Here is an 11,857-nt window from a genome sequence, read left to right as displayed (position 1 = left end):
GCGAGGAACGGGGCAGCGGTAGAACGGCCCACGCCAGTCGTGGCGTGGACCCGGGGCGCTACTCCTTCTTCGTAGAAGTCGAGTCAGGGAGGTTCAGCTCGGCACGCGTCGCGGCCTGGACACGGCGGGCCTGCCGGGGCCGGGCCACCAGCGGCGGAGGCGCGGCGGGTGCACCGGGCTGCTGGAGTGTCTCCAGGTGCTTCGCCAAGGCGCCGAGCGTGGGGTGCTCGAAGAGGACGCGGAGTGACACGTCCACCTTGCAGGATTCCTGGATGCGCGCCACCACCTGGACGGCTTTCATCGACTGGCCTCCCAGGTCGAAGAAGTTGTCACGCGCGCCGACCTGCTCCACCGCGAGGACGTCGCGCCAGATGGCCGCGAGCTGGACTTCCATGGGCGTTCGCGGCGCCTCGTAGGCCGCCGAGGCGCGCTGGTTCGCTGACGGCGCGGGGAGCGCTTTGCGGTCCAGCTTGCCGTTGGCCGTCCGGGGGAAGGACTCCAGCGTCACGAAGTGGCTCGGCAGCATGTACGCCGGCAGGTGAGAGGCCAGGTGCTGGCGGATCGTCAGCGCATCGGGAGCGGGCTCGGTGCCGGGGCGCACGTAGGCGACCAGCTCCGCGTGGCCCGACACGTCCCACAGCTTCACAGCGGCTTCCAGGACGCCAGGCACCTGCGCCAGTCGGGCTTCAATCTCTCCCAGCTCGATGCGATAGCCGCGCAGCTTCACCTGTCCATCGCCGCGGCCCAAGTACTCCAGCGTGCCGTCTGGCAGCGCGCGCACCAGGTCACCTGTGGCATAGAGCCGCCCGCCCGGTACCTGTCCGAAGGGATCCGGTACGAAGCGCTCCGCTGTCAGGTCCGGACGGTGAAGGTAGCCCTGCGCCACGCCGTGCCCGCCGATGTACAGCGCGCCCGTCACGCCCATGGGCACCGGTTGCATGGCCGCGTCCAGCACGTACACCTGCGTGTTGCCAATGGGACGGCCCAGGGTGATGCGGCGTCCCGGCTCCAGGCGTGTGGTGGTGGACCAGATGGTCGTCTCCGTGGGGCCGTACATGTTCCACAGGGACGCGCCGCGCGAGCACAGCGGCTCGACGAGTTCGGAGGGAATCGCCTCTCCACCGCAGAGGAGCTTCAGCGTGGGGCTGCCTTTCCACCCCAGCGTCAGCAGCATCCGCCACGTGGAAGGCGTTGCCTGCAGCACCGTGGCGCCACTCTCCGCCAGCGCCCGCAGCAGCCGGGTGCCATCCACGGCCGTCTCGCTGCTGGCGATGACGACGTTGCCGCCCACGCTCAGGGGCAGGAAGAGCTCCAGCACGGAGATGTCGAAGGCCACCGTCGTCACGGCGAACAGCGTGTCCTGGTCGGTCATCCCAGGCGCCCGCTGCATGGACGCCATGAAGTTGACGACCGCGGCGTGCGGCACGGCCACGCCCTTCGGGCGGCCCGTGGAGCCGGACGTGTAGAGCACATAGGCCAGGTTCGTGCCCGCGAGCGTCACCTGGGGCGGCGTCGTGGGGGCGCCGGAGGACTCGGCCAGCACCATGCACTTGCCGCGATAGGCGGGGACCTGTGCGGCCAGCTCCGTCTCCGTCAGCAGCAGTGAGACGCCGCTGTCATCCAGGATGTGCGCCAGCCGGTCCGGCGGATACAGCGGGTCCAGTGGCACATACGCCGCGCCCGCCTTCAGGATTCCGAGCAAACCCACGAGCAGCTCCACCGAGCGCTCCAGGAAGATGCCCACGCGGTGCCCCGGCTCTACGCCGAGCTGGCGCAGGTGGTTCGCCAGCCGGTTCGCCTGTTCATCCAGCTCCCGGTAGGTCAGGGCGCGCGACTCGAAGCGCACGGCGGTGGCGTTCGGACGGCGCGCGGCCTGCCGTTCAAAGAGGCCGTGGAGGCTGCCGGGCAGGGGCAGGTCGAGCGCGGTGTCGTTCCACTCCCGCAGCAGTCGCAGGCGCTCCGGCCCGGTCAGCAGGGGCAGGTCGTTCACGGACCGGGTGGGGTTCTCCGCGATGGCCGCGAGCAGGGTGAGGAGGTGGCCGGACATCCGCTCGACGGTGGTCGTATCGAACAGGTCGGTGTTGTAGTTCAGCTCGCTGACCAGCCCCTGCGCCGTCTCCGCCATCGATAGGGAGAGGTCGAACTGCGTGGTGCCGCTCTCGAACTCCAACTGCTCCAGCGTGAGGCCGGACAGCGAGAGGACCTCGGACGGCGTGTTCTGGAGCGTGAACAGCACCTGGAACAGCGGGGAGTAGCTCGGGTCGCGCGCGGGCTGGAGTGCTTCGACCAGTTGCTCGAAGGGCAGCGTCTGATGCGCGTAGGCGCTCAGCGTGTCCTGGCGCACGCGGGCCAGCAGCTCGGAGAACGGACGCGCGCCGTCCACCTGGAGCCGCAGCGGCAGTGAGTTGACGAAGAGGCCGATGAGGGGCTCCGTCTGGGGCACCCGGTTGGCGATGGGCGTGCCGATGACGAGGTCCTCCTGCCGGCTGCTTCGGGACAGGAGCACGCCGAACGCGGACAGCAGCGTCATGAACAGCGTGGCCTCTGACTCGCGGCTCCGCTGCTTGAGCCGGGCGGTCAGCTCCGCCGGCACGGTGAAGCGATGGGTCGCACCGTGGAAGCGCTGGTTCGCGGGGCGCGGCCGGTCGGTGGGTAGCTCCAGCAGCGCAGGGGCGCCGGCCGGTGGTCGCGCCACCAGGAGAGGTGCGGCTGGAGGTCGCCACGGGTGGCGCGCTCCTGCTGCCAGCGCGCGAAGTCACCGTACTGAAGGGTGGGTTCGGGAAGGGGAGAAGGCTCGCCCGTGCTGAACGCGCGGTAGAGCGCCGCCAGTTCGCGGATGAGGACGCCCAGGGACCAGCCGTCGCAGGCGACGTGATGGATCGTGAGCAGCAGTACGTGCTCGCGTGGGTCCAACCGCAGCAGGGATAGCCGCAGGGGCAGGTCTCGCGACAGGTCGAAGGGGCGCCCCGCCTCTTCCGTCGCACGCCGCCGGACCTCGGCCTGTCGCGCGTCGGCGGGGAGGTGCTGGAGGTCCACCTCGGGCATCGTCACGGACGCGGGCGGCAAGACGCGCTGGAAGGGCTGGCCCTGGTGCTGTCCATAGCTCGTGCGCAGCACCTCGTGCCGGCGGACGATTTCGTCCAGGCTCCGCTGAAGCGCCGCGATGTCCAGGGCGCCTTCGAGCCGCAGCGCCGCGGGCATGTTGTACGCGCCGCTGGGGCCCTGGAACTGCTCCAGGAACCACATGCGCTGCTGGCCGGACGACAGCGGCAGCGCTCCATCGCGAGGGCCGGCGGGGATGAGGTCCGCGGCGCCCTGGAGTGACTGGCCCACCTGCTGGAGGAAGGAGACCAGCTCCTCCTTGCGGGACTTCATCTCTCCGAGCAGGTCGGGCGTCATCACGCCCGGAGGGGCGTTGAAGCGCAGGCGCTCGCCTTCCATCCACAGCCGTACGTCTTGCTGGCGCAGCCGGGTCAACAGTCCGTCGATTGTGTTCACAGCTCCCCCTCTTCACGGCTCGCGCCGCTGACGCTGGTGTCCTCGGCTGCACGTGATGCCCACAGGATGGTGTCCACGTGCTCCGCGAGCCCGGCGATGGTCGTCTGCTTGAAGAGCCGCTCCAGCGGCAGCTCCACCTTGAGCGCGTCCCGCAGTCGCGAGGCCACCTGCGTGGCCAGCAGCGAGTCACCGCCCAGTTCGAAGAAATCGTCGTGGATGCCCACGCGAGGCAGGCGCAGGGCCTTCATCCACACCTCCGCCAGCGTCTGCTCGGTGGGCGTGCGCGGTGCGACGAAGGGCCGCGTGGGCGCGCTGGCCTCCGGGTCGGGCGCGGGCAACGCCTTGCGGTCCAGCTTCCCGCTGGCCGTCAGAGGCATGGCCTCCATGACGACGAAGAAGGCGGGGACCATGTAGTCCGGCAGCTTCTCCAGCAGGAACTGGCGGAGCGTGACAGGGGTCACGCTGCCCCGCGCGGAGGGCACCACGTAGGCCACCAGCCGCTTGTCATGTCCGGCCAGCGCGCCCGGCTCCTCGCGGACCGTGACGACCACTTCCTGGACGTGCTCGTGCGCGCTCAGCGCGGACTCGATTTCTCCCAGCTCGATTCGGAAGCCGCGCACCTTCACCTGGTGGTCACTGCGTCCCAGGAACTCGAGCGTGCCGTCAGGCCGGTAGCGGACCAGGTCTCCGGTTCGGTAGAGGCGCGCCGCCGGGTCGTCGCTGAATGGGTCCGGGACGAAGCGCTGCGCGGTGAGCTCCGGGCGGTGGAGGTAACCCGCCGCGACCAGCGGTCCGCCGATGTGCAGCTCGCCCGCCACACCGATGGGCACGGGCGCGCCATGCCGGTCCAGCACATAGCAGGGGCGGTTCGACAGCGGCCGGCCGATGGGGACGCGCGTGGCGCTCCAGCCCTTGGGAATGTCAAAGGTGGTCGCGGTGATGAGCGTCTCAGTGGGGCCGTAGGCATTGAGCGTGCGCACGTTGCCCAGCGGGCCGTGCTGCCACAGCTCCAGCACCTTGGGCAGCACGGTGTCGCCGCCGATGATGACCAGACGCAAGTCATGGGCACCGATGGTTGGCGGCGATTCGGCCCAGCTCTGCGTGAGCTGCTGCCAGTACGCCGTGGGGAAGTTCATCACCGACAGCCGCTGTTCGACGACGCGGCGGGCCAGCTCCTCGGGCGTCCAGACCTGGTTGCCGCGCAGGACCAACGTGGCGCCCGTCATGAACGTCGGGAGAATCTGCTCCAGGGACGCGTCGAAGTTGAACGAGGCGAACTGCAACACGCGGTCGCGCTCGGTCAACTCGAAGTGGAGCTGCATGTCCTGGAAGTGCACCGCCATCTGGCCGTGGCTGATGACGACGCCCTTGGGCTCACCCGTGGAACCGGAGGTGTAGATGACGTAGGCGGGGGACGTGGCCGTTGCGGAGTTGGGCGGGTTCTCCGTGGGGCGAGACGCCAGCGTGACGGCGTCGGTGTCCAGGTGGACGACCTTCGCGGTGTGCGCAGGCAGCCGCTCCGCGAGGGACTGCTTCGTCACCAGCACGGCCGCGCGCGCGTCTTCCAGCAGGAAGCGCAGCCGCTCCACCGGGTGCGCGGGGTCCAGCGGCACGTAGGCGCCACCGGCCTTGAGGATGGCCAGCAACGTCACCAGCATCTCCGGCGAGCGGTCGATGAAGGCGCCCACCAGCACGCCCGGTCCGACACCCAGGCCGCGCAGGTGGTGCGCGAGCTGGTTCGCGCGCCGGTTGAAGTCGGCGTAGGTGATGCACTGGCCGTCCAGCTCCACCGCGTGCACGCCGGCCTCGCGGCGGCCTGCTGTTCGATGAACTGGTGAGTGAGCAGATCCTCTCGGTAGCCCACCTGGTTCTGGTTCCACGCCACCACGACCTTGCGGCGCTCGGCCGGGGTGAGCATCGGCAGGTCGGCGATGCGCGCTTCCGGCTGCTCGAGCGCGCCTGACAGCAGCGTGCGGAAGCCCTGAGCCCAGCGGGACAGCGTCGCCGCTTCGAACAGGTCGGTGTTGTAGTCGAAGTCGAGGACGAGTCCGTCCTCGGCGTCGATGACGTTCAGGCTCAGGTCGAAGGCGGCGTAGCGCACGGGCTGCGGGACGAAGTGCGTCCGAAGGCCGTCCATCTGGAGGTTCCCCAGGGGGCGCTCCAGGTTGAACGTGACGCTGACGAGCGGGGTGTGGCTCGTGCTGCGCGGCAGTCCCAGGCGCTTGATGAGCAGGGCGAAGGGGTAGTCCTGGTGCTCATACGCCTCCCAGAGCACTTGCTTGAGGCCCTGGACGTAGTCGGAGAACGTCTGCTCGCCCTGAACGTGGCTGGCGATGGGCAGCAGGTGCGAGCAGTAGCCCACCAGCCCCTCGCTGCCCTCCATTCCCCGGCCCGCGGTGGGGATGCCCACCAGGACGTCGTCCTGGCCCGTCAGGCGGTGGAGGAACGTGGTGTAGACGGAGAGCAGCAGCATGAAGAGCGTGGACTGCTGCTGCGCCGCCGCCTCCCGCAGGGACTGGGTGGTGGCGCGGTCCAGTCGCAGCGTCTGCCGGGCACCCTGATAGCTGCGGTGCGCGGGGCGGCCATGGTCGATGGGCAGCTCCAGCGCGGGCAGCGTCTCCACGCGCCGGCTCAGCCAGAAGCGCTCGTGGGCCGTCTGCTCCTTGGTTCCGGCCTGCTGCTGGAGCCACTGCACGTACTCGCCCCACTGCATCGCGGGTGGAGGCGGGGTGCTCTTGCCTCCCCGGAGCTCGGTGTAGCGCGCGGCAATCTCGCGGACGATGACACCCAGCGACCAGCCGTCCACCGCGACGTGGTGCGCGGTGAGGACGAGGACGTGCTCCTGGGCACCCAGCTTCAGCAGGTTGGCGCGGAAGGGCGCACCGCGGTGCAGGTCGAACGGCGTGTTGCTCTCCTGCTCGTACCAGGCAGAGAGGCGCTCGGCCTGCTCCAGCTCGGGCAGGGGGGAGAGGTCGTGCAGCGCCAGGGATAGCGCCAGCGAAGCGGCCGCGGTCTGCTGCTCGCCGGACTCGTGGACGTGGATGCGCAGGGCTTCATGCCGGTCGACGACGTGCTGGATGGCGCGTTGGAGCACCTCGGGCTGGAGCACGCCTTCGAGCCGCAGGCTCATCGACAGGTTGTAGGAGATGGAGCCGCCGGCGTTCATCTGGGCGAGCACCCACAGTTGTCGCTGCGCCTCCGTCATCGGCAGCGTGCGCGCCTCCACGCGCGTGGGCTCGGGCGGTGTGGTGCGTGGCCAGAAGCCGCCCGCGCGCATGTCCGCCACCGTCTCGGTGACGGCGCGGACGATGGTGTCGAGGTCCTCGTCCGAGTGCGCGGTGGAGAGCATGCACGTGCGCCCCTCCCAGATGTAGATGCCGCGCTGGATGAGGTGGCAGAAGAACAGGTCCATCTCCAGCGACTGGTACAGGTAGCTGGTGTTGCCCGCGGCGGAGAAGCGCAGCACCGAGCCGCCGTGGACCGCCTCGATGGGCGCCTGCTCGCGCTGGAAGATGTCGTTGAGACGAGCGACCAACCCCGCGGCACGGCGGCTCAGATTCTCCTGGAGCGCTGGCCCCTGGGCCTTGAGGTGGCTCAGCGTGGCCACCGTGGTCGCCATGGTCAGCGGGTGCTTGCAGAACGTGCCCGCGGAGAAGGTCGTCTCGACAGCGGGGTAGGACGCGTCACCGTAGTTCCAGTCGCCTCCGTCGATGCGGTCCACGAATCCGCCGCGGTCCGCGACGGCGCCAATGGCCATGCCACCACCGAGCACCTTGCCGTAGGTGACCAGGTCCGCCTCGATGCCGTACCACGCCTGGGCGCCACCCGGATGGAGCCGGAAGCCGGTGATGACCTCGTCGAAGATGAGGGGCACGCCTGCTTCACGCGTCATCGTCCGTAACGCCTGGAGGAAGGCCCGTGGCTGGAGATTGGGACGGCGGCTCTGCACGGGTTCGACGAGGACGCCCGCCAGCTCGTGAAGGTGCTCGCGGATGAGCTCCAGCGTGCGGTCCTCGCCGTAGGGCAGCACGAGGACGTCCTCGACGACCTTGGGAGACACGCCCGCCGCCATGGGCAGCGACTGGGGCTCGCCGTTGACCATGCGGCCCACCACCAGCGTGCCGTCGGAGTGGCCGTGGTAGGAGCCGGTGAACATCACGATTTTCGTGCGACCCGTCGCGGCGCGCGCCAGCCGGAGCGCCGTCATCACCGCCTCCGTGCCGGAGTTGCAGAAGGTGACGCGCTTCATCCCGGACAGCTCGCAGAGCAGCTCCGCGGCTTGCCCGCCCAGGTCCGACTGGGGGCCCAACTCCATGCCCTCCGCCAGACGTCGTTGCAGCGCCTCCACGATGAAGGGCGGGTTGTGACCGAACAGGTGCACCCCGAAGCCCATGGAGAAGTCGATGTACTCGTTGCCATCCGCGTCCCAGAGCCGCGAGCCCTTCGAACGCACGCTGACGATGGGGTAGCAGACCTCCTTCAGCTCGGCGCGGAAGTTCATCAGCCACCGCACGTCACTCCACTTCGACCGGTAGCGGACGGCTGCTTCCTTCGAGCGCTTCGTGCGCGCGGTGTACTTCGCGATGAGCGCGTCGAGGTGACGCTGCTGTACCGCGGGGAGCTCGCGCTCGGGCGTGCCGGACTTGGGCCCCGCGCCAAAGGGTGACGCGCCTCCAGCCTTCGCGGTGTTCGTGGGCACTGCCTTGGGGGTGGGGGCTTCCTGCGCCGCGACGGGAAGCTGCAGCGGCGCTGAGGGACGTCCGCCCAGGAGCGCGAGCTGCTGCGCCATGAGCTGCAACTGCTGCTGGATGAGCTGCTCGACGGCGCTTCCCGGAGGCGCGGAGGGCGTGTTCGCGGCGGCGGGAGGCGCGCTCATGGGGAGCGGCGCGGGAACGCTCGTCGCGGCTGGCGCGGAGCTCAGGGCGAAGCTCGCGGGCAGCGTCTGGTCGAGGTGGCTCGCCAGTGCGTCCAGCGTCGTCAGTTCCTCGAAGAGCTGACGGATGGCCAGCTTCACGCCGAAGCGCTTCTCCACGTTGCGGATGGCGTCCAGCAACACGAGGGAGTCGGCGCCCATCTCCAGGAAGGACATGCGCGGGTCGAGCTTCTCGGGAGGTGCCTGGAGCAGCAAGGCGACGACCGCGCGGAGCTCCGTGAGGATGCGCTCCTGGCGTGACACGACGGGCGCTGCGGCAGAGGTCTGGGTCATCATCGTCGGGCTGTGGGCAGGGGAGGGGAGCGCGGAGTCCAGCAAGTACCTCTGGCGCTCGAAGGGATAGGTGGGCAGCGGGACACGCCGTCGCGGACGGTCCGCGTCCACTGCGCTCCATGGGACGGCGACGCCGCGCGTGTACAGCGCACCGAGGCTGTCGAGCAGCGTCTCCCAGGCATCCTGCTGACGCCGCAGGCTGGGGAGCCACAGGCTCGCGCTCTCGGGAACGCAACGCTTCGCCATGCCGAGCAGCGTGTCGTGCGGGCCCATCTCGATGAACAGCGCGGGGCCCGCCTGCGTCAGCGTCTGGAGGCTCTTGAAGAACTGGACAGGAACGCGCGCGTGCCGTCGCCAGTAGGCGGCGTCGGGGGCCTGAGACATCCGCTCGCCCGTGACGTTCGAGATGAGCGGGAGCCGCGGCGCATGGGCGGGCAGGACGCGGGCTACCTGCGCGAAGCCATCGAGCATCGGCTCCAGCAGCGGCGAGTGGAACGCGTGGGAGACGGTGAGCGGTCGCGACTCGACACCTTGCGCCTGTAGCGCCACGGTGATGCGCTGGACCGCTTCGCGCTCACCGGAGATGACGACGTGCCTTGGCCCGTTGATGGCGGCGACGTCCACCAGGGCCTCGCTCTCCAACGCCATGCGCACCGTGGCTTCATCCGTCAGGACAGCCGCCATGGCGCCGTTCTGGGGCAGTGCCTGGATGAGCCGGCTGCGCGTGGCCAGCAGGGCCATCGCCTCCTCCAGCCCAAGCGCGCCCGCCGCGTGCGCGGCCGTGAATTCGCCCACGCTGTGGCCCATGACGGCGTCGGGCACCACGCCCCACGAACGCCACAGCTCCGTCAGGGCATGGCCCAGCGCGAACAACGCCGGCTGGGTATAGCGCGTCTGGTGGATGAGCTGCGCGGTGGCGTCCGTCGTCGGAAACAGCACCGAGAGTAGCGGGACATCCAGGTGTGGACGGAGAAGCGCATCGCAGCGCTCCAGGGCTTCACGGAAGACGGGCGCGCTGTCGAACAGCTGCCGTCCCATGCCGGGGTACTGGGTGCCCTGGCCGGGATACAGGAAGACGATTCGCGGCGCGGCGCCACGCTGCACCTCGCCCTGATGCAGCCTGGGCACGGCGTGGCCTTGGGCGAAGGACTCGAGCCGTGACGCCAGCTCCGCATGGGAGTTCGCGGTGAGCGCGAGCCGATGCGGCCACGCATTGCGGCCGGTGTTCGCGGTGAAGCAGACATCCGCCAGCGCGGGGGCGTTCGGCCGTAGCAGGTGCTCCTGGTACTGCCGGGCCATGTTCCGCAGGGCCGCATCGCTCCGGGCCGACAGCGTCAGGACGTGGCTGTCGCGTTCAGGGACGCGAGGTGCATCCGCGGGACGCGGCGGAGGCTCGCTCAGGATGACGTGGGCGTTGGTTCCACCGAAGCCGAAGGCGCTGACTCCCGCGACACGCGCGCTGGGCGCTTGGGGCCAAGGCTCCCGGCGGGTTGGAATCGGGAATCGGGATGCATCCAAGGCGATGTGCGGGTTGAGCGCGCGCAGGTGGACCTGCGGCGGAATCTCGCCGTGATTCAGGGCCAGCACCGCCTTCATCAACCCCGCGATGCCGGCCGCCGCTTCCAGGTGGCCGATGTTGCTCTTCGCTGAGCCGATGAAGCAGCGCTGCTCCGCCGTCCTCCCCGGAGACAGCACGGCGCTCAGGGCCGCCAGTTCAATCGGATCGCCCAGCGGCGTCCCCGTGCCGTGGGCTTCGATGTAGCCAATCTGTACTGGCGACAGGCGGGCCTGACGGAGGGCTTGCTGGATGACGTCCTGCTGCGCGGCGCCGCTGGGCGCGGTGAGCCCGTTGCTGAGCCCGTCATGATTCACGGCCGAGCCGCGGATGACGGCCAGGATGGGCGCGCCCGAGGCCAGCGCGTCCGACAGGCGCTGAAGGACGACGATGCCGCAGCCCTCCGAGCGCACGTAACCATCGGCCGACGCGTCGAACGTCTTGCAACGTCCATCCGCCGCCATCATCCCCGCCTGCGAGAAGGCGATGGTGAGCTCGGGCGACAGGATGAGGTTGACGCCGCCCGCCATCGCCAGGTCGCACTCGTGGCCGCGAAGGCTCTGACAGGCCAGGTGCACCGCGACGAGCGAGGATGAGCACGCGGTGTCCACGGCCATGCTCGGACCGCGCAAGCCCAACACGTACGACAGCCGGTTGGCCGCGATGCTGTGCGCGTTGCCAGTGCCCGCGTACGCATCCAACAAGGCGCGGTCGCCGAACTGCCGCTGCGCGTAGTCGCTGGTGCTGATGCCGACGAAGACGCCCGTGCGACTGCCCTGGAGTCCCTGCGGTGCCTGTCCCGCGCGCTCCAGTGCCTCCCACGCGACTTCCAGGAGCAGGCGCTGCTGCGGATCCATCCGCACGGCTTCGCGAGGCGAGATGCCGAAGAAGAGCGGGTCGAACGCGCCGACATCTTCGAGGAAGCCGCCCCATCGCGTGTTCATCGTCGCGGGCGTGGACGCGTCCGGCGCGTAGAGGCTCGCCGCGTCCCAACGGTCCGCGGGGACTTCGGTGATGGCATCCCCGCCGCGCTGGAGCAGCGCCCAGAATGCCTCTGGCGTCGGGGCTCCCGGGAAGCGACACCCCAGCGACACCACCGCGATGGCGTCGTCCTGCGCGGCCTCGGTGACGGGCGTCGCGGGCGCTTGCGTCACGGGCCCGGTGCCACGGGCGAGCGCCTGGCTGAGCGCGTCGATGGTGGGGTGCTCCCACAGGATGGTGGGCGACACGTCGCGGCCCAACCAGTCCGCCAACTCACCCGACAAGAACACCGCGTCCTTCGACGTCAGCCCGTAACGAACGAAGGGTTCCTGGGGGGCGACCTCTTCGGGCGTGAGCTCGGCGGACTCGGCGACGTAGGCCCGAAGCCACGCCGCGATTTCATCGCGCGTGCGGTCTCCGGACACACCGGAGACCAGAGGGGAATCCACAGGGGCCTGTGAGACACCGAAGGATGACTTCATGGAAAAGCACGGACCTAGAGTGTAATCCTGCAGATCTGGATTATTATGAAATCGTTTTGAATCCGACTAGTCTTGACGGAGTTCCGAGGTAAATTTCTGGTGCCAGCGCTCAGGCAGGGGTTGGCGCTTTCCAGG

Annotated in this window: 1 protein-coding gene and 2 pseudogenes; all 3 read right to left on the bottom strand. The window is 69.6% G+C overall.

Going from position 1 to position 11,857, the window contains the following annotated elements:
• Positions 1-58: 58 nt before the first annotated feature.
• Positions 59-3,445 (bottom strand): annotated as a pseudogene (locus QEG98_RS23305) (amino acid adenylation domain-containing protein); the annotation flags it as partial.
• A 49-nt stretch (positions 3,446-3,494) separates the two neighbouring features.
• Entirely contained in the window at positions 3,495-5,297 is a 1,803-nt protein-coding gene (locus tag QEG98_RS23300) for an amino acid adenylation domain-containing protein (protein WP_316562865.1), read from the bottom strand.
• Positions 5,298-5,446: 149 nt separating this feature from the next.
• Positions 5,447-11,722: pseudogene (locus QEG98_RS23295) on the bottom strand (aminotransferase class III-fold pyridoxal phosphate-dependent enzyme); the annotation flags it as partial.
• Positions 11,723-11,857: the final 135 nt, after the last annotated feature.

It is taken from the genome of Myxococcus sp. MxC21-1, from assembly GCF_032612255.1.
Classification (GTDB): Bacteria; Myxococcota; Myxococcia; order Myxococcales; family Myxococcaceae; genus Myxococcus; species Myxococcus virescens.
Note: the sequence above shows the minus strand (reverse complement) of the source record. Positions and strands in the feature narration are given on the sequence as shown.